The following is an 18,012-nucleotide window of genomic DNA, read 5'->3' as shown; positions in this document are numbered from 1 at the left end:
CAAATAAAATGGGACAATATGTATATTCTGGCATCGGAGTTGCGCTGTCATGTATCGGGTTGATCGTGCCCATATCATCTAATCTATTGCGCTTATGCCTAATATGCGTGCTTGGTATATGGGGACTACTTTTTGGATATGTCTACCAGCAGTATTCGCGAATATTTATTTTTGTACACTATGCACTCATTGCGCTACTAATCGTTCTTATTAGCGCTACAATTTTTAATCTTTTCTCGCCGGAGATTGGTTTTAATGCTCTCATTGCGTTGACACTCTTGTCATTATTCGTGTCAGTTTTTCCTCTCGAAAAATTGAAAAAAGAAACGACAAAAGTAAGAAACTAACTGTATGTATTCTGCTGCTCACTTGCTGATGGCTATGAGCAGCAGAATATGCCGCAAATTCTAGCGCCTGAAGTTGTGTGCATATCGCATAATAGATATATGCCAATTAAGTTTCCAGAAGGTCTACCAGCACAAAAGATTCTCGACGATGAACGAATTTTTGCTATGAGTTCTCGCGATGCTCAAGAACAGCGCGTGAGACCATTACACATTTGCATCTTAAATTTGATGCCGAAAAAGATTGAAACGGAAACTCAGATCCTACGATTGATGTCTAAATCGCCACTTCAGCTTGACGTTGATTTTATGCGTGTAAGCTCGCATGCGGCTACACACACGAGTGAAGACCATCTCATCAAGTTCTATGAGACTTTTGAATCACTGAAAGATAATTATTATGACGGATTCGTTATTACAGGTGCTCCGGTAGAGCATTTGGAATTTGAAGAAGTCGATTACTGGGATGAGCTTAAGACAATTATCGACTGGGCTCAAACTCACGTATTCTCCACAGTCTATCTGTGCTGGGGAGCTATGGCAGGATTACATTACCGATATGGGATTGACAAGCATGTCGAAGACCATAAAATTTTTGGTGTCTTCGAGCAGTGGCTTCAAGATGAATATAATTTCCTAACCAATGGTTTCGATGAGATTTGCCTTCAACCTCATTCGCGCGTTGCCAGCATGGATGAAGAACAAATTGCTGCAAACGATAATTTACAAGTTCTTACACGAGGTGAGCAGGCTGGTTCAGGGTTAATAGCTACACGCGATTTTTCTGAAGTGTTTATTTTGGGACATTGGGAATACGTGCGAGACACTCTTGCGAGTGAATATGAACGCGATATGAAACGTGGACTTGAAAACGTTCCATTCCCTTCAAATTACTATCCACATGATGATCCTTCACTTGCACCACTCTTCTCATGGCGTGCGCATGCGAATTTATTATGGCGAAATTGGCTCAACTGGGTGTACCAGACTACACCGTACGTGTTGGATGAAATTCCAGGTCTTAAGGCTGAAGGAAAACTTGGTACTGACCGTAATATTAAGCATGAACCTGCTCCTGCTCGAGCTGATTCATTTGTACCATTTATCGGCACGACATATGGAGTACGAGAAACAAGATAATTGGAAGGGAATCGCCGGTTGTTAAGTGGCGATATTGTGACAGTAAACGCATGAATAGATAAAGAAGAGTTTCTCGGCGAAAGTCGTTAATGCGGTTATCTCAAAACTTTCTTGAAACCGTCTCATAACTACCGATAATCAAGCGTTGAAACGGCGAAAAGGTCGCGTCACTACGATTAGAATATGTGTATGTATACGTTTGAGTAAAGCTTCAACTTACGCCTGAAAATCTCACATAGTGTTTCGCAAAATAGCGAATATGTCTTTTGACGGAGTAAGCTAAGTTAAGTTTGCATAGAACTATGCACAGAGGAGACGAAAGATGAATATTTTAGTTAGTGCAGCGTCAAGCCTTGCGCCAAGCGGCTATGCATCGCTGTCCTCTAAGATTCTGGCTGATAATGGGCCAGAGCTTCCGTCGCTCAATGATTTCTTGCCTCCTGAGATTATTTTTGCTGGTACACCATTTGCGATTAACCGCATTATGCTTGTTCGCATGGTTGCTACTGTTGTAATCCTTCTTGTTCTCGGCATTACAGCTGCTCGTGCAAAAGTGATTCCGGGTCGTTGGCAAGGCGCTGTCGAATGGGTTCTCGGTTTTGTGCGCGACAATATCGTGTATCAAATTCTTGGAGAGCTTCGCGGTAAGAAGTATGTACCGATGATTACCACTATGTTTATGACCATTTTGGTCTTTAACCTGTGTGGTGTCATTCCAGGAGCAAACATCGCAGCAACGGCAACTATTGCAATGCCGTTAGTTTTCGCGCTATGGACTCTTGTTCAGTACTGGGCTGCAGGTATTAGTGCACATGGCTTGGGGGGCTTCTTAAAAGAGGAACTTTTCCCAGCTGGTGTGCCATGGCCTGTATATATTTTGCTTACGCCGATTCAGCTGCTTGAAATCATTCTGATTCGACCATTTTCATTAACTCTTCGACTTTTTGCAAATATGCTTTCAGGTCACTTACTCGTGGCAATTACTCTTGCAATGTCGAACTATTATTTAATTGAACTACAAAGCACTGCTATGAAAGCTGTGGGAGCTGTTTGGTTCCTTGGCGGTTTTGCTTTGACTGGATTTGAGATATTCGTCGCTGCCTTGCAGGCGTTTATCTTCTGTATTCTTTCCTGCGTTTATATTAACCAAAGCCTTGGTGAAGAATAGAAAACAGGGAAGAGATAAAGACTTGTGAACTCGTTTCTTTCTATTGATAGCAATTGATAACAACGCAGACTAGTTCACGCAAAAAATAAAACGAAAGGACAATCATGGATTTCGTAACTCTCGCTGAAGTTGCTGGTAACATTTCCGTTCTCGGTTACGGTATCGCTGCTCTTGGCCCAGCAATTGGTCTTGGAATTATGTTCGGTAAGGCTCTTGAATCTACCGCACGCCAGCCAGAAGCTTCCGGCAAGCTTAACGTAATCATGTACATCGGTTTGGCAATTATCGAAGTTTTGGCATTGCTCGGCTTCGTAGCATTCATGATGGCTCGCTAAACGTAGTTCATTAACAATTCACACTACAAAAGCTACTGATAATAAATCAGCATCATAAACCGAAATATTACATCGTAAGGAAAGGGGAAGCATGCTTTTAGCGGAAGAAGTAAACGGTATAGCACTATTCTTGCCTGAAACCTATGACCTTATTTGGTCTGCTGTTATCCTCGTTATCCTGGCAGTATTTTTCTATTTCTTCTTCATGCCACGCTTTACCAAGATTTTTGATGAGCGTGCTGACAGAATTCAAGGTGGCTTCGATCGTGCTGCTAAAGCACAAGCAGAGGCTGAAGAATTGAAGAAGCAGTATGAAGATCAGCTCAGAAGTGCTCGTACAGAGGCATCTAAGATTCGCGAAGATGCTCGTGGCGAAGCTTCCAATATCATTGCTGATGCCAAGAAACGTGCTGAGGCAGAAGCTGCGCAAGTAACAGCATCTGCTCAAAAGACAATCGAAGCTCAGCGCTCTCAGGCATTGGTAAGCCTTAAGGGTGAAGTAGGTGCGATTGCTACTGCGCTTGCTGGAAAGATTTTGGGAGAAAAGCTGAAAAATAGCGATGTTCAGTCTTCGATGATTGACGATGCTATTAGCGAGCTTGAACATTAAAGGAGGTGACACATGCACGGAGAAGCATCATTAGCATCTGAGAGACGTACACGCGAGGAATTCGCGCGACTTCTTCAGGTTCAAGGCGAACATGCTTTAGAAATTGCACGTCAGCTCCTTGATATTACAGCGGTGTTGGATTCCAATCAACGACTGCAACGAGTTATCACTGATCCTGGTCGTACGCCAGAAGATCGTGTAGCTTTAGCTCACAAACTTATCGAAGGCAGAGTCGATCCGCTGACAGAACAGATTGTGTGCTCTCTTGCAGGAAAACGTTGGAGTAAAGCAATTCATATCGTGAATTCGACAGAAGATATAGCAGTAGATGCTGTATTTTATGCAGCGGATGCGAGGGGAGTTACTTCCCAAGTTTCTGCTGAACTTTCACGAGTCCATTCCGCACTGCTCAATCTTCCAGAAGTATTGGCAGGTCTTTCCGATACTCGTGCGTCCTGGGATGCTCGTGCACGGTTGCTTGATGCCGTAATACGTACGGATGAACTCAACCCGCTGACAAAATTCCTCATCGACCATGTGGCTCATCAACCACGACGACGTCGTTTCTTGTCTGCGCTCAATTGGCTCACAGAACGTATTTCTGCCCATGAAGGTGACCGCGTTGTAACAGTAACAACGGCAGTACCGTTGACCGATGAGCAACGCGCACGAATTAATGCTGCATACTCGAAGAAACTTGGTACCTCAGTGTACATCAACTCCATAGTTGACCCAAAGGTACTTGGAGGTATGCGTATCCAGCACGGACCACAGGTTACAGACACTACTGTGGTAGCGCAATTACAGACTTTGCAGCGTACTCTCGGATAATTTCCACGACGTATAGCGAAAGATTGAAGACTAAAATGAAAAGCTTAAGCTCAATCGAATTCGCGAACGTTAAAGTGAACACATCAACGAGAAACGCTAAAAAGAACAATATAAGGAGTGAAAATGGCAGATTTGACCATTGATCCCGCCGCGATTCGTCACGCATTAGACGAATTCGTCGAGTCCTACACTCCGTCCAACACTCCAACTCAAGAAGTTGGTTATGTCAAGACGGCAGGCGATGGTATCGCCCACGTTGAAGGCCTTCCAGGCTGCATGGCAAATGAGCTTTTGACATTTGCGGATGGAACTTTGGGACTGGCATTCAACTTGGACCCACGAGAGATCGGTGTGGTTGTCCTCGGTGATTTCGAAGGCATTGAAGAAGGTCAAGAAGTTCGTCGTACGGGTGAAGTTCTTTCTGTACCTGTAGGCGACGGCTACTTGGGACGCGTTGTAGATCCATTGGGCCGACCAATTGATGGACTTGGTGAGATTCCAAGTGAAGGCCGTCGTATCTTGGAAGCACAGGCTCCAGATGTTATGCATCGTCATCCAGTTGATGAGCCAATGGCTACAGGTATTAAGGCAATTGATGCTATGACCCCTATTGGTCGTGGTCAGCGTCAGCTCATCATTGGTGATCGCCAAACTGGTAAGACGGCAATTGCTATCGATACCATCATTAATCAGAAGGCAAATTGGGAGTCCGGCGATCCAACGAAGCAGGTACGTTGCATCTACGTAGCTATTGGACAGAAGGGTTCCACGATTGCTTCCGTACGTGGTGCTTTGGAAGACGCCGGAGCGATGGAGTATACAACTATCGTTGCTTCACCAGCATCCGATTCTGCAGGCTTTAAGTACATTGCACCATACACCGGTTCTGCAATCGGTCAGCACTGGATGTATAACGGCAAGCACGTTCTTATCGTATTTGATGATTTGAGCAAGCAGGCAGAAGCATATCGTTCAATTTCCTTGCTTCTTCGTCGTCCACCAGGGCGTGAAGCTTATCCTGGCGACGTCTTCTACTTGCACTCTCGCTTGCTTGAACGTTGTGCCAAGGTTTCTGACGATCTCGGTGGCGGTTCTATGACTGGCTTGCCAATTATCGAAACTAAGGCAAACGATGTGTCAGCCTATATCCCAACCAACGTAATTTCTATTACCGATGGTCAGATCTTCTTGCAGTCTGATTTGTTCAATGCAAACCAGCGTCCTGCAGTTGACGTAGGTATCTCTGTATCTCGTGTAGGTGGTGCAGCTCAGACTAAGGCTTTGAAGAAGGTATCTGGTACCTTGAAGATTTCCTTGGCTCAGTATCGTTCCTTGGAATCCTTTGCTATGTTCGCTTCCGATTTGGATGCAGCATCAAAGGCACAGTTGACTCGTGGTGCTCGTTTGACCGAATTGCTCAAGCAGCCACAGTACACGCCATACTCATCTGAGCAGGAAGTTGTGTCCGTATGGACAGGTACCCATGGAAAGCTTGACGATCTTGAGATAGCAGACGTTCTTCCATTTGAAAAGGGATTGCTTGATTACGTTGCACATAACACCGATATTCTCGATGTTATCCGTGAAACGGGCGATTTTACTGCTGAGACAGAAGCTAAGCTCAATGATGCTGTAGATGCATACCGTGACACCTATGTCAAGGTTGATGGCACTCCTTTGATTGACCATACTGCAGATCCTGGCTTCGTGCCTGCTGAGGTTGAGCAGGAGAAGCTCGTAGCCCGTAGAGCAAAGGAATCTGATAAGTAATGGCTTCCCAGCTCGCATTTAAATCACGCATTGCATCAACTGAGTCGTTGGAGAAAATCTTCAACGCTCAGGAGATGATTGCGTCTTCGCGCATTGCTAAGGCACGAGATGTTGCCCTCGCAGCGAAGCCATATTCGGATGCGATTTTCCATGCTGTGAAATCAATGGCTTCGCATACGGTGCTTGATCACCCTATAACGGGCAAGCACGAGGATAATGACCGTGTTGCTGTGTTAGCTTTGACCTCAGATCGAGGCATGGCTGGCGCATACACCTCATCTATTATTCGCGAAACCGAGGCTCTCCTTAATCGCCTTGATGAGCAAGGAAAGAAACCGGAACTGTTCGTATACGGTCGTCGTGGCGTATCGTACTACAAGTATCGTGGTCGTGATGTAGCTGCTACTTGGGAAGGCAATACCGATGCTCCAGGCGTCGAAATTGCTGAAAAAATTAGTGATACACTATACAACGCTTACATGAAGCCTGCAAAAGAAGGCGGTGTAAACGAGTTTTATATCGTCTTTACTGAGTTCATTAATATGGTGACTCAGAAGGTGCGAATCATCCGCATGCTCCCAGTTGAAGTCGAACTTGTCGATGATTCATATGAAGGCGTTGCAGATAAGACCAAGAAATCATCAGCTCCGGTGACGACTTTCGGGCATGATTCATATCCACTGTATAGCTTTGAACCAAATGCAGAAGAAGTACTTGATCATATTCTGCCAAAGTACGTACAGTCTCGCATCCATGAATGTTTGCTTACGGCTGCGGCTTCAGAGACTGCAAGCCGTCAGAATGCAATGCACACTGCAACGGATAACGCACGAAGCCTCGTAGAGGAATTAACGCGAAAGCTTAATGCTACTCGCCAGGCTTCAATTACTCAGGAACTTACCGAAATTGTCGGCAGTGCTGATGCACTGAATAACGAGGAAGAATAGGAGGCCGCTACATGGCAGAAGAAACAAACGCACCTGCACAAGGCCGTATTATTCGAGTCCAGGGCTCAGTTATTGATATTGAGTTCCCATTTGGACACTTGCCAGAGATTTACAACGCTTTGACAACAACTATCGATGGTGTTCAAGGTGAAGAAGGCTCTAACTCAACTACTATTACTTTGGAAGTTGAACAGCATTTGGGTGATTCCATCGTCCGTGCTGTAGCCTTGAAGCCAACTGATGGTTTAGTACGTGGATCTCTCGTTACAGATACTGGCGGCCCAATTGAGGTTCCAGTAGGTGATGTAACTAAGGGACACGTATTTGATGTTACCGGTAACATCTTGAACGCTGCTCCTGGTGAAGTCATTGATATTAAGGAACGCTGGTCAATTCACCGCAGCGCCCCACCATTCGATCAGCTTGAGTCCAAGACCGAGATGTTCGAAACCGGTATTAAGGTGATCGATTTGCTCACCCCTTATGTACAGGGTGGAAAGATTGGTCTTTTCGGTGGTGCAGGCGTTGGCAAAACCGTTTTGATTCAGGAAATGATTCAGCGTGTAGCACAGAACCACGGTGGTGTATCTGTATTCGCCGGTGTTGGTGAGCGTACGCGTGAGGGTAACGATCTGATCGGCGAAATGGAAGAGGCGGGCGTTCTCGAAAAGACTGCTCTCGTCTTTGGTCAGATGGATGAGCAGCCAGGTACCCGTCTTCGTGTGCCACTGACTGCATTGACCATGGCAGAATACTTCCGCGATGTACAGAATCAGGACGTGTTGCTCTTCATTGATAATATCTTCCGATTCACTCAGGCAGGTTCTGAGGTGTCTACATTGCTTGGACGTATGCCATCGGCTGTAGGCTACCAGCCTAATTTGGCTGATGAAATGGGTGCATTGCAGGAGCGAATCACCTCAACTAGGGGCCATTCGATTACCTCGTTGCAGGCAATTTATGTGCCAGCGGATGACTACACCGATCCTGCTCCAGCGACGACGTTCGCGCATTTGGATGCGACGACCGAGCTCGCTCGTGACATCGCTGCGAAGGGTATTTATCCTGCAGTTGATCCGCTGAGCTCCACCTCGCGAATTTTGGATCCACGCTACGTTGGTCAAGCACATTATGAGACCGCGAACCGGGTTAAGGCGATTTTGCAGCGCAATAAGGAACTTCAAGATATCATCGCTTTGATTGGTATCGATGAACTTTCTGAAGAAGATAAGACAACTGTTGCTCGTGCACGTCGTATCGAACAGTTCCTTGGTCAAAACTTCTATGTTGCAGAAAAGTTCACAGGTCGTCCAGGTTCTTATGTACCTGCTGAAGAAACCGTTGAGGCATTTAAGCGTATTTGCGATGGTGTGTATGACAACATTCCAGAGCAGGCATTCTCCGGCATTGGTGGCATTGAAGATCTCGAACGCAAGTGGCATGATATGCAAAAGGATCTCGCATAATGGCTGGGGAAAAGCGCATTATTGATGTAAACGTAGTTGCTGAAGATCGACCTTTGTGGTCTGGTCGTGCGTCGTCCGTTGTCGTCCCTACATTGGAAGGCTACATGGGAATCCTCGCTGATCATGAACCAATCCTCGCTCTTGTTGGCGAGGGAAACGTTCAGATTACTACTGAGGATGAGTCTCGTAAGGCGTTTAAAGTTGTTGGAGGTTTCGTCTCATTCGAAAACAACTCGTTGACCATTGGTGTTGATAAATGCCTTGGTAATGATGACGAAAATGAGCAATAGAAATAGACGTTTGAAGGCTAAATCTAACATATACGGCTGAGCTGGTATGTGGCAACGTTAGTTTATTCGCTTAATGTGCTGAATCTGACTCTCGCTTATATTGCTGAGGCTAGCAAAAATAGGGTAGACGGGTTTGTGGTGTTAAAATATACACCACAGACCCGTTTGTTTTTCTGGGAGGTACGTGGATTGAGCTTTCATAAAAAAGATTTTTTTGCATTTATTCCTGTTTATGCGGTCTGAAAATAGATAAAAGCTTTCCGAAGTGGGAAATAATGCAAAAAATATTTATGATCCCTTGTCCACATGCATGAGTCAGACTTACAGAGTATGCTTGTCTTATGCTATTGGCAGTTTTGAATTAGAAATATCCGTACATATTCTAGTAGTCAAGAATATGAACAGGCATTTGAAGTGGATAACGGCGAATATGCGAATACACGAATCCGAGAGTTAATGAAGCTGAATGCTGTGTAATGTACCTGGAGGCGAACTTCATTGAAGTTTATGAAGAGTCTTATCTCCAAGAATTCTTGCGAGTAGGCGCTGACGTTTGCGTTTCTGCCATGTATCAACAAACGGTACGCCTGCTAAGCGTAATTTTTCTATCATAATTGCACCATGATTAGCCAATGCTTCCTCAAATTGAAATCGAACAACTTTGAACCCGGAAAGATTTAATGCCGTTTCTCTATCTTTCTCCCTCAAGATAATGTCTGTGGTAGAGGATGAATGCGACTGCTGTAGCAAATTAGAGTTAATGTATTTTTGTTTACCATCTAATTCGGCGGCAATCGAAGTGAAGTCTCCTACATGAGACGGAACATTCCAAACATAGTCTGGTCGGATCATTCTCGTATTTTGGAATGATGAGCCTATGCGTTTACCAAGAGAATGAAGCGGGTTTGGAATTTCAACCTGAAGCAGAGGGATAGAAATACCCGCTCGAATCATTCGAGCACGACAAAAAGATTCGCCACCGTTTTCTGATTTTGGGTCTACGAATTGTTCTTTAAAACCCGCAATTATTGATTTCCAACAACGGTGTCTACCTAAAGTGAAATTTAGCATTTGCTTATAAGTAATTGAAAATTTCTTAGCTAACTTATCACAGATAATGAGAGCGTCTTCGAAGGGGAGCATTCGAAGACAATCGAAAATTGTTTGGATAGGCGACGTCACAAGATACCCATTGAATAGTCCGATAGACTCGGTAATAGGAATATACTTATTCATCTGATTACATGTCGCGTTGCCAATCTGAAGATTGTGCGTATCATGTGGAACCCCGTTCCTAACTTTCTCGCATCGAGAATCCTTAATATAGTGAAAACGAACGGGTAAAATTGTGCGTTTCCTTGTTGAGGTATGAGAATCTGTTGCGAAATGGACAAAGTCATAGAGTCGGGAATTCCTTGCTGAAGCGCCCAAAATAGCAGCTGCTGAGACCGTAGCAAGAGGCCAGTGTGGGTGTTCCTTTGCGATTGCAGAGATGCGCATAATGAATTGATTGTTTCGAGAGAGCGAATTCCAACGTCTACTCTCAATAAAGTATCCTGGGATGGGCTGTTCGAATAGCCCTCTTCTCCATTTACGCGCAGCCTGACGCTGTAAATTTCGGTCGTGGAAGCGATGTAATTCTGGGCAAGGCAATGAAAGGTTCATACAATAATTGTGGTTGAGTGAAAGCCTTATAGCCAACTTTAAAAATTATTGTGAACGAATGTGGATAACTGTAGGGCTGATAGTATATTTTGCATGGCATCCCATTTCCGATGAGATTTATGTGGTATAGGTAACTTTGAATGGGTATGAATGCAAAAAAAGGAAAGGGAAGAAGGAAAGGAAAAGAAAAGGGTTTTCCTGCCTGAGAGGTTTTTGCATCTGCGTATATTTCAAAATTTTTGCAAATTATCCCACTTTGTACATCCGCAAATAGAAAGGATATACCAGAAATGGGATAAAGTGCAAAAAATCATTTTTTCCAATGTTCGTGCATCGTCATAATCTAGAGCGCATGAGAATTATCGTAGCGGACTGTTCAGCGCAATACTCGGGGCGACTAAATGCTTCACTCCCTCGTGCAAAGCGTGTGATTATGATTAAGGCTGATCAATCGTGTCTTATCTTTTCAGAATTGGGATCGTATAAGCCGCTTAATTGGATGGCGGCTCCATGCACTCTTCGCGAAATCAATCATGAAAGCACGCGATATGATAACGTCTCCGCATCCATGGGATACGCCGATGTGCCGCTATACCTTCAAGTGAGTGCTGATAAATCGGATGATATCTTAACAATTGCCTTATGGGAAGTACATTCTGATTCCACTTTCGAGCTTGGAGAAGATCCAGGCCTTGATAAGGACGGGGTTGAAGCGCACCTGCAAAAGTATTTAGCAGAGCAAATAGAGCGTGCCGGGGAAGGAATGCGTTTAGTTCGCCGCGAGTATCCTACGGCAATCGGCCCAGTAGATATTATGGCAGTTGATGGAGAAGGAACTCACGTTGCGATTGAAATTAAGCGTCATGGTGGTATCGACGGTGTAGAGCAGCTGACAAGATATTGTGAGCTGCTTAATCGCGATTCGTTGCTTGCTCCTGTACGTGGAATCTTCGCAGCACAAAGTATCACTCCGCAGGCTCGTACGCTTGCACATGACCGTGGATTTGAATGCTTAATTCTTGACTATGACGATATGAAGGGTACAGAATCTGACGAATTAATGCTGTTCTGAGACAATTTCGAACCGGTGAAATATCGTTACATACCCTAAATGGCAACACAAAACTTTTGCAAAATACATGTGTGATGAATGCCACAAAAACACGATATATAGTGGTTTTATAAGGAGAAATATCGCGTGTCTAGTATTTTGCAAAAAAGTTTCGTAACCATTAAGCTAGTCAATTAGTTCGTGAAAGCGAGTTGCTAACTCGCATGAGAAAAGAGAATATTTAGAGGTCTTAAAATGGTTACTGTTTATTCGAAGAGCCACTGCGTTCAGTGCAATGCAACTAAGCGACAGCTTGCAAAGCTCGGTGTAGAATACACTGAAATTAACTTGGAACAGGATCAGCAAGCATTGGAACGCTTTAAGGCTGCTGGATTTGTGCAGGCTCCAATTGTGGTAACTGATGATGAGACATGGAGTGGTTACCGACCAGATTTGCTCAAGAAGGTAGCACAGACAATTAATGCATAAAGTAATGCTTTAATACAATACTTCTCTATATGAAAGAGGCCCACGTCAAATGTGGACCTCTTTCGCGTTTTAGAGTTTCGTCGAGAACAAATACGAGCCACAACCTTTGTCACATACATAAGGTTGTGGCTCGAAAAGCTCATAAAAGCTCATCACGGTAGTGATAATTCTTAGTGCTTCATGACGAAGCAACGCACCACTACTGAGCTGCCAAAATATCTACTACGAAAACAAGTGTTGAGTTCGCTGGGATATTATTTTGTGCTGTGCTTCCATAACCCAAATCAGGCGGAATAATAATAAGAACCTGAGAACCGACCTTTTGTCCTGTCAAGCCTTGAGTCCACCCCTTGACGACTTGCTGAAGGTTGAACGTTGCAGGAGTTCCTCGTGACCATGAGCTATCAAATGGCTTGGCTGCATCTCCTCCAAGAACCCAGCCTGTGTACTGTACGGTTACTGTGCTGTTTTCAGTCAGAGTGTTACCATTGCCTTCTATAAGAGTCTGAACTTTGAGAGAACCATCCGACTTATAATTCTTCAAATCGTTAGCGTTAATGCTTGGTTCACCGTTCTTAGCTAGGGTAATCTTTGGAAGACTAGAATCGATATTGTCTACCTTTTTACCTTCTGCTTTTGTAGGAATCGTTTGAGCACTGACAATGGTGAGAGCCATAAGGTAAGCAGTTACAGCTTCAGAAGATTGTTGCGAATTTTGTGCAGTCTGCGAATCGGAAGAATTATTCGATGTAATTCCCATAACCACAGTGGAATTAATTTTCAATGTCTTGAAAAGATTATAGAAACTTGCTTGCATGCTCTGCTGTGAGAAGGTAGCGGTGCAATCAGGCTGGCTTTCCCAAGTGGAGTTTACTTCTTTGCCTGTTTTTGGATCAAAAACGATTTGCTGAATGCACAATTTTTGTCCATCTTTGAAGGAAGCGCCGTCTCCCTTTTGAACAACTTGGTATGAGTTATTCTTTACTTCGAAAGGCGTTTTGAATGTAATGGTTGGTTTTTCACCGAGTTTGCCCTTAGCGGAAACGCCGGTCATTTGTGAGAAAGTAATTCCGTCAGAAGAGGATGAGGATTGGGAAGAACCGCATGCTCCCGCAGAAATCAACAGAGTAGCGCTAGCAATCACTGCTGCAACGCTACGTAAAATATTACGTGAATTAAATTGCATAATGCTATCTTAGTGAATAAGGACGTCAAAAAATGGCATTTTCGCACTCTACCATGTAAAATGGTGTGGTTATGAATGAAAATATGGACTCATCTTCTGAGAATACACAGGTTGATGCTGGGGAAAATGCAGGAGCATCCGGCGAATTTAGTTTACCTGATCAGCAGTCAGAAGTTCGTGAACAGGCCGAAGGTAAGGAGCCTGACATGAAGAAATCATGGTCGCGCAGCAAGGTGATGCGCGTGATTGTTATGCCAGTTTTTGCTGTACTTACGGTAGTAGCGCTCGTCATGGCGATTTTGAATTTGACAGTTTTGCGCCCAGCGCAGGTTGTTTCCGCAAGTGCCAATACAAATTCTAATTATGTAGTGGTTGATGCGGGTGTAGCCAATCTTGTAGCGGACAATGTCGCAGTCACAGCTACTATTCGTGAGACCGCTGCACAACGTTCTGCTGCAGTGACAGGAGATGAGAATTCTGCCAACCGCATGATGTGCGTAGCTGTAGGAAGCACTACTGATGTGGATGCGTGGATGCGCGGTCAAGCTGTAGAATATACGACGATTCGTGGCTTGAGTTCGTGGACCGGTCTAGCAACAGGGACAGTTGAGCGTTCTGGACGCGCTGTACGAAATGCTGTCGATATGAGTGAGTCAGATTTATGGTCACAATCTAACTGTGCTGAGCGTACTGCAACTTTGCGCGTTGTAGGAGCTCAAGCAAATCAAAAGATTGTTATCTATAGCCCGAGTGGTGTTGCTTCTGTGCGTATGAATTGGACGCGTCAGAATATGCCGAATACGTCCTTGCCATGGTTTGCATGGATGGTCGTATTCGCTGTTATGTCTGCCTTGTCCTTTACATGGCTAGCGGGCGAAGATCCATTTGGATCGAAACGACGCCAAGCTAAGCGTGAAGCATTGCGTGCTTCACAGGCAGCTTTAAGAGGGGACAATGAGCCTATCCCGGGTGTTGATGCGCCATATGTCCCATATCAGAAAAAGAGCAAGTCAGGGATTACTCATCGTACTCGTCAAGGTGGTTTCTTCTCGAATCTGTTTGGAAAGAATCAAGAAGACCGTTCAGGTACAGCGAATGAGAATGAGGAAGAGAAGTCGAAACCAATTGTTGTAGATCCTAGTTCGGTAAATCTTGTGGCATCAACAGGTGCAGACACTACCGATAATGCATGGTCTCCATCAGTTATTAATCGTCCAATTGCTGCACAGGATACTCAAACGAATTCTGATTCCAATACAGGTTCAGGATTGTCAGGAGAAGAATTACTTGAATATCTTGCACGCTTGGCAATTGAAGACCGTGGAAACGCTGAAAATTCATCGAATAGTCAGATTATGAATTCTAATACTTTAGACTCTGATAATTCAGACCTGAGTAAGTTCATGCCGGGAAACGATGAAAACTCAGCAGAAGAGGAGTAGACTCGTGAACATTCGTCATACTTTAATTCGATTAACGGCTGCATCGGCAGCTCTCGTAACTGCTATTTCAATCGCAGCGTGTACCCCATCTCCTCAAGCGGCATCCGACCCTGATAATTCACCTGTCGTGACTGCAGACCAGGAGCAGAGGATTCGTAAGAATATTCTTGACACAATTAATGAGGCAGATAGCGCACGCGATACAAATGCTCTTTCTGCCCGTATGTCTGGTCCTGCGTTGAGTGTGCGTGAAAGCCAACTAAAGATTGCCCAAGCGAATAACAAATTAGACTCGAGCGCAACAATCCCAGATTCATTAAGTCAGAGCGTTGTATCTACATCGAAGAGCTGGCCACGCAATTTGTTTGCAATTACGACAGTAACAGACCAGCAACAATCCCAACGTTTATTGGTTCTCAACCAAGATAACGCTACGAGCAACTACAAGATTTGGGGATTAGTTCGACTTTTCTCTGGTGTGCAAATGCCACGATTCAACGTATCGACTATTGGAAGCGCTCAAGGTAATGCAACAACATCAGGGCTTAAGGTAACTCCTGCTCAAGCTGTCGAACAGTATGCAGATGTTCTGGAAAATGGTTCATCTAGCAAGTATGCGAAAGATTATGCAGATGATGCTTTCCGCCAGCAACTTATCACCTTAACTCAAAGTGTACAAAGCGCAATTACTCAAAACGAGGGTACTCAAACTCAGAAGTACACAGCTGATACCAAGAATATTAAGGTGCTTCACACAGCTGATGGGGGTGTCTTAGCTGTTGCTCAGATTACCTCAGTATGGACTCGAACCGCTGGAAATAACCGAAAATCGTTGCCAGCTTCAGAAAGTGAAGTAGCGCTTTTTGGTAATGCTGAAACAACCAGTACTTTGGAAGTTACTTACATAAATGAAGTGGCATTGTATATTCCTGCTTCCGGTTCGGATACGCAAATTCGTGCAGTTGGCGCAGAACGACAGCCAATTTCAGTTGTAGCTAGGTAAACATTAGGTATAAAGAAAAGAATAAAGAAGTAAGAACAAAGTTCGTTATACGCGATTCAGCGTTGGATACACTTGAATGAACGCGATAACGAACTTTATGTCCGCATCACACGAGAATCGTAAAATTATGGCACAAGAAGGATATCGTCCAAGTTTTTCATTAGCAGGGGCAGTTGATCTCGAATCCCTTAAGCATAAAGCCGAAGCTTCCATGGGGCAAGAAGGTGGAGCTCCGGCAGCAGGCGGCTATGTCATCGACGTTAATGAGAATAATTTCGAATCGATGATTAATTCATCATCTACATTCCCTATTCTTTTGCTGGTATGGCTACAAGATGATCAACGTTTCTTTGACATCGCACGTTCGCTTGCAGATATGGTTTCCAGTCTTGACGGCCAAATGCAATTGGCGCGCATTGACGGAAACGCAAATCCTCAAATAGTACAAGCATTGCGTGTACAAGGCGTTCCAGCTTTGTACGGACTTGTCGCGGGTCGACCTATTCCGCTTATGCAGGGAATGCCAACGCCGACAGAGTTACAGCAGCTTCAAGAAACGCTACTTCCACAAATAATCGCAATGGCCCAGCAGTCGGGTGTGACGGGCACGGCTCCTTTCATTGGAGAGGCAGATACAGATGATGTGTCATCTGATAACAGTGCGGCAGCAACTGAAGAAGTAATTCCTGCTGGACATGAGTCTGCGCATGCGTTGGCGCTCGCGGGTCAATACGCTCAAGCAGCTCAAGAATATGCTGCTTTGGTGGAGCATGATCCGCACGATACCATTGCGGCACGAGAGCGTGCTAAATGCTTGCTTTTGGCGCGTAATGGAAATTCCGACGTGCGAATTGTACGTGCTGCAGCGGCTGATAATCCAGATGATCTTCAAGCTCAGCTTGATGTCGCAGACATTGATATGATTGGTGGACAAATCAGTGATGCTTTCGGACGGTTACTTGATTTCATTCCGACACATCGTGATGATTTGCCTGCTGTACGCGAACGTTTAGTGGAATATTTCGCTATTCCAGATGCTGCGGATCCTCGAGTCAAGGCTGCGCGACAGCGCTTGATGACTGTAATGTACTGAGGCCGAGGCCACAGGCTTCCCAAGTATTAAAATTTGTGGATGCTGCAGTTATAAAACTTTTTTGCATTTCTTCCCGTTTTCGTTATTTTTCTCGTATAAATAGAACGCAAAAGTGGGATGGAATGCAAAAAAGTTTTATAGCGCAAATCGACGCCACAACTTTCCTACCTACACGTGAGAAATCCGGGGATGAAAAGGGGACACTGGATAGAAATGAAAACGCTTGTGTCAGTAATTAATCTTCTGTATGTCGATTAGGGCCAAAGCTGTCTAGGAATAGCGGCCCAATCTTTGCGAGCTCATCTCGATAATCGTCAGCCCATTCGCTAAATGGTTTCGTTGCTAAACCGTCATTTGAAAAACGAGCTTGGTCGGTTATTTCCGTTGCACAGAATTGAGGGATGACAAGATTCGTTACGGGATTATGCCTCTCAACCTCTGCAATAATGAGTGGATAATTATCCGCTCCAAAAATGTCAATATTCCATCCATCCTCACCAAGCCATGCGTTATAGCGATTCTTGACGATAGCCTTGCCTCCACGAAAGACTAGTTCAGCTGCAATGTCGGGGTCAATATCATTTTCAAGTTCATATCGCGTACCGCCAACAGAAGGTCCCTTCGCGGTGAGAAAAGCCGTAGTAAAACTATCTCGGTAACGAGCGAGCACAGAGATTGCATCGGTATCGGCACTCATGTCGAGGTTGATATTTTTTGCCTGCAACCGAATGCGTAAAGCGTAGTTATCCGAGTGCACGAAATAACTTTGCACTATGAGAGTAGGAGATTCATTAGTTAGAACATACTCAGGAACATCGTTGCAATAAAAACGACGCTCGTATTCGAAATGGTCAGCTGGCTTTCCTAGCATTCGGCCTCCTTAACTGATAATAATTTTAGCTGAGAAGGGTTGAAAATTCCATGTCAGTAGCATTGATTTACCTCACATATAGAACAGTGTATATAGTGTGTGGAAAATAACGGGAATAGGGAAAGTGGAAAAGTGGAAAAGTGGAAATATTCGCGATATTGTATTGTGTCCTGCACAATGTGGATTGGATATAGCGGGGAATACTAGCAAAATGTCGAAAACTTGATAGGCAACATCGAATAGGGCGGTATCGAAGAGGAATTATCAATTATGTGTAAACGCGAGTTTGTGTCGAAATAGAGTGTTAAGTC

Annotated in this window: 17 protein-coding genes; 14 read left to right on the top strand and 3 right to left on the bottom strand. The window is 44.5% G+C overall.

What is annotated here, in order from left to right; genetic code table 11:
- Nucleotides 1–446 precede the first annotated feature (446 nt).
- From EJ419_RS05415 to EJ419_RS05375, 9 genes are all read left to right on the top strand, one after another.
- Nucleotides 447–1,484, top strand: coding sequence for a homoserine O-succinyltransferase (locus EJ419_RS05415; protein ID WP_131284411.1), 1,038 nt, complete (start codon nt 447–449; stop codon nt 1,482–1,484).
- Between the two features lie 322 nt (nt 1,485–1,806).
- Nucleotides 1,807–2,652 (top strand): F0F1 ATP synthase subunit A, encoded by an 846-nt coding sequence (gene atpB / locus EJ419_RS05410; protein ID WP_131284409.1) that lies wholly within the window; start codon nt 1,807–1,809, stop codon nt 2,650–2,652.
- Nucleotides 2,653–2,756: 104 nt separating this feature from the next.
- The gene (gene atpE / locus EJ419_RS05405) at nt 2,757–2,987 is read left to right on the top strand and encodes an ATP synthase F0 subunit C (protein WP_131284407.1); all 231 of its coding nucleotides are present in this window, start codon (nt 2,757–2,759) and stop codon (nt 2,985–2,987) included.
- Between the two features lie 91 nt (nt 2,988–3,078).
- Entirely contained in the window at nt 3,079–3,597 is a 519-nt protein-coding gene (locus EJ419_RS05400) for a F0F1 ATP synthase subunit B (RefSeq protein WP_131284405.1), read from the top strand.
- Between the two features lie 12 nt (nt 3,598–3,609).
- On the top strand, nt 3,610–4,428 hold the full coding sequence (locus EJ419_RS05395) for a F0F1 ATP synthase subunit delta (protein WP_131284403.1): 819 nt from the start codon (nt 3,610–3,612) through the stop codon (nt 4,426–4,428).
- Nucleotides 4,429–4,551: 123 nt separating this feature from the next.
- Nucleotides 4,552–6,198: a F0F1 ATP synthase subunit alpha gene (atpA, locus tag EJ419_RS05390; protein WP_131284401.1), complete on the top strand. Its 1,647-nt coding sequence runs from the start codon at nt 4,552–4,554 to the stop codon at nt 6,196–6,198.
- A complete protein-coding gene (locus EJ419_RS05385) occupies nt 6,198–7,145 on the top strand; it encodes a F0F1 ATP synthase subunit gamma (RefSeq protein ID WP_131284398.1) in 948 nt (315 codons plus the stop codon). Before atpA ends, EJ419_RS05385 begins: the two co-directional genes overlap by 1 nt.
- An 11-nt stretch (nt 7,146–7,156) precedes the next feature.
- A complete protein-coding gene (atpD, locus tag EJ419_RS05380) occupies nt 7,157–8,611 on the top strand; it encodes a F0F1 ATP synthase subunit beta (RefSeq protein ID WP_131284395.1) in 1,455 nt (484 codons plus the stop codon).
- A complete protein-coding gene (locus tag EJ419_RS05375; RefSeq protein WP_131284393.1) occupies nt 8,611–8,901 on the top strand; it encodes a F0F1 ATP synthase subunit epsilon in 291 nt (96 codons plus the stop codon). Before atpD ends, EJ419_RS05375 begins: the two co-directional genes overlap by 1 nt.
- 495 nt (nt 8,902–9,396) lie before the next feature.
- Here the strand turns inward: EJ419_RS05375 and EJ419_RS05370 are convergent, their stop codons facing one another.
- Nucleotides 9,397–10,566, bottom strand: a complete 1,170-nt coding sequence (locus EJ419_RS05370) for a hypothetical protein (protein WP_131284391.1) — start codon at nt 10,564–10,566, stop codon at nt 9,397–9,399.
- Between the two features lie 352 nt (nt 10,567–10,918).
- Here EJ419_RS05370 and nucS point away from each other — a divergent pair, with 352 nt between their 5' ends.
- Together nucS and nrdH are read left to right on the top strand one after the other, a co-directional pair.
- The gene (gene nucS, locus EJ419_RS05365) at nt 10,919–11,638 is read left to right on the top strand and encodes an endonuclease NucS (protein WP_131284389.1); all 720 of its coding nucleotides are present in this window, start codon (nt 10,919–10,921) and stop codon (nt 11,636–11,638) included.
- A 234-nt stretch (nt 11,639–11,872) separates the two neighbouring features.
- Entirely contained in the window at nt 11,873–12,106 is a 234-nt protein-coding gene (nrdH, locus tag EJ419_RS05360; RefSeq protein WP_131284387.1) for a glutaredoxin-like protein NrdH, read from the top strand.
- Nucleotides 12,107–12,305: 199 nt separating this feature from the next.
- Here the strand turns inward: nrdH and EJ419_RS05355 are convergent, their stop codons facing one another.
- On the bottom strand, nt 12,306–13,292 hold the full coding sequence (locus EJ419_RS05355) for an FKBP-type peptidyl-prolyl cis-trans isomerase (RefSeq protein WP_131284385.1): 987 nt from the start codon (nt 13,290–13,292) through the stop codon (nt 12,306–12,308).
- A 71-nt stretch (nt 13,293–13,363) separates the two neighbouring features.
- Here EJ419_RS05355 and EJ419_RS05350 point away from each other — a divergent pair, with 71 nt between their 5' ends.
- The 3 genes from EJ419_RS05350 to EJ419_RS05340 all read left to right on the top strand — a co-directional run bounded on the left by EJ419_RS05350 (nt 13,364) and on the right by EJ419_RS05340 (nt 16,830).
- Nucleotides 13,364–14,734 (top strand): hypothetical protein, encoded by a 1,371-nt coding sequence (locus EJ419_RS05350; RefSeq protein WP_131284383.1) that lies wholly within the window; start codon nt 13,364–13,366, stop codon nt 14,732–14,734.
- A gap of 4 nt (nt 14,735–14,738) precedes the next feature.
- Nucleotides 14,739–15,737: a DUF8094 domain-containing protein gene (locus EJ419_RS05345; protein WP_131284381.1), complete on the top strand. Its 999-nt coding sequence runs from the start codon at nt 14,739–14,741 to the stop codon at nt 15,735–15,737.
- A gap of 127 nt (nt 15,738–15,864) precedes the next feature.
- Nucleotides 15,865–16,830, top strand: a complete 966-nt coding sequence (locus EJ419_RS05340) for a co-chaperone YbbN (RefSeq protein WP_131284379.1) — start codon at nt 15,865–15,867, stop codon at nt 16,828–16,830.
- A 235-nt stretch (nt 16,831–17,065) separates the two neighbouring features.
- Here EJ419_RS05340 and EJ419_RS05335 read toward each other — a convergent pair whose 3' ends face one another.
- Entirely contained in the window at nt 17,066–17,701 is a 636-nt protein-coding gene (locus EJ419_RS05335; RefSeq protein WP_131284377.1) for a CYTH domain-containing protein, read from the bottom strand.
- Nucleotides 17,702–18,012: the final 311 nt, after the last annotated feature.

It is taken from the genome of Alloscardovia theropitheci (assembly GCF_004332295.1).
Classification (GTDB): Bacteria; Actinomycetota; Actinomycetes; order Actinomycetales; family Bifidobacteriaceae; genus Alloscardovia; species Alloscardovia theropitheci.
Note: the sequence above shows the minus strand (reverse complement) of the source record. Positions and strands in the feature narration are given on the sequence as shown.

Excerpts from the sequence above, each read along its gene's own strand:
- EJ419_RS05415 (WP_131284411.1), top strand. The coding sequence starts at position 447 with ATGCCAATTAAGTTTCCAGAAGGTCTACCAGCACAAAAGATTCTCGAC.
- atpB (WP_131284409.1), top strand. The coding sequence starts at position 1,807 with ATGAATATTTTAGTTAGTGCAGCGTCAAGCCTTGCGCCAAGCGGCTAT.
- atpE (WP_131284407.1), top strand. The coding sequence starts at position 2,757 with ATGGATTTCGTAACTCTCGCTGAAGTTGCTGGTAACATTTCCGTTCTC.
- EJ419_RS05400 (WP_131284405.1), top strand. The coding sequence starts at position 3,079 with ATGCTTTTAGCGGAAGAAGTAAACGGTATAGCACTATTCTTGCCTGAA.
- EJ419_RS05395 (WP_131284403.1), top strand. The coding sequence starts at position 3,610 with ATGCACGGAGAAGCATCATTAGCATCTGAGAGACGTACACGCGAGGAA.
- atpA (WP_131284401.1), top strand. The coding sequence starts at position 4,552 with ATGGCAGATTTGACCATTGATCCCGCCGCGATTCGTCACGCATTAGAC.
- EJ419_RS05385 (WP_131284398.1), top strand. The coding sequence starts at position 6,198 with ATGGCTTCCCAGCTCGCATTTAAATCACGCATTGCATCAACTGAGTCG.
- atpD (WP_131284395.1), top strand. The coding sequence starts at position 7,157 with ATGGCAGAAGAAACAAACGCACCTGCACAAGGCCGTATTATTCGAGTC.
- EJ419_RS05375 (WP_131284393.1), top strand. The coding sequence starts at position 8,611 with ATGGCTGGGGAAAAGCGCATTATTGATGTAAACGTAGTTGCTGAAGAT.
- EJ419_RS05370 (WP_131284391.1), bottom strand. The coding sequence starts at position 10,566 with ATGAACCTTTCATTGCCTTGCCCAGAATTACATCGCTTCCACGACCGA.
- nucS (WP_131284389.1), top strand. The coding sequence starts at position 10,919 with ATGAGAATTATCGTAGCGGACTGTTCAGCGCAATACTCGGGGCGACTA.
- nrdH (WP_131284387.1), top strand. The coding sequence starts at position 11,873 with ATGGTTACTGTTTATTCGAAGAGCCACTGCGTTCAGTGCAATGCAACT.
- EJ419_RS05355 (WP_131284385.1), bottom strand. The coding sequence starts at position 13,292 with ATGCAATTTAATTCACGTAATATTTTACGTAGCGTTGCAGCAGTGATT.
- EJ419_RS05350 (WP_131284383.1), top strand. The coding sequence starts at position 13,364 with ATGAATGAAAATATGGACTCATCTTCTGAGAATACACAGGTTGATGCT.
- EJ419_RS05340 (WP_131284379.1), top strand. The coding sequence starts at position 15,865 with ATGGCACAAGAAGGATATCGTCCAAGTTTTTCATTAGCAGGGGCAGTT.
- EJ419_RS05335 (WP_131284377.1), bottom strand. The coding sequence starts at position 17,701 with ATGCTAGGAAAGCCAGCTGACCATTTCGAATACGAGCGTCGTTTTTAT.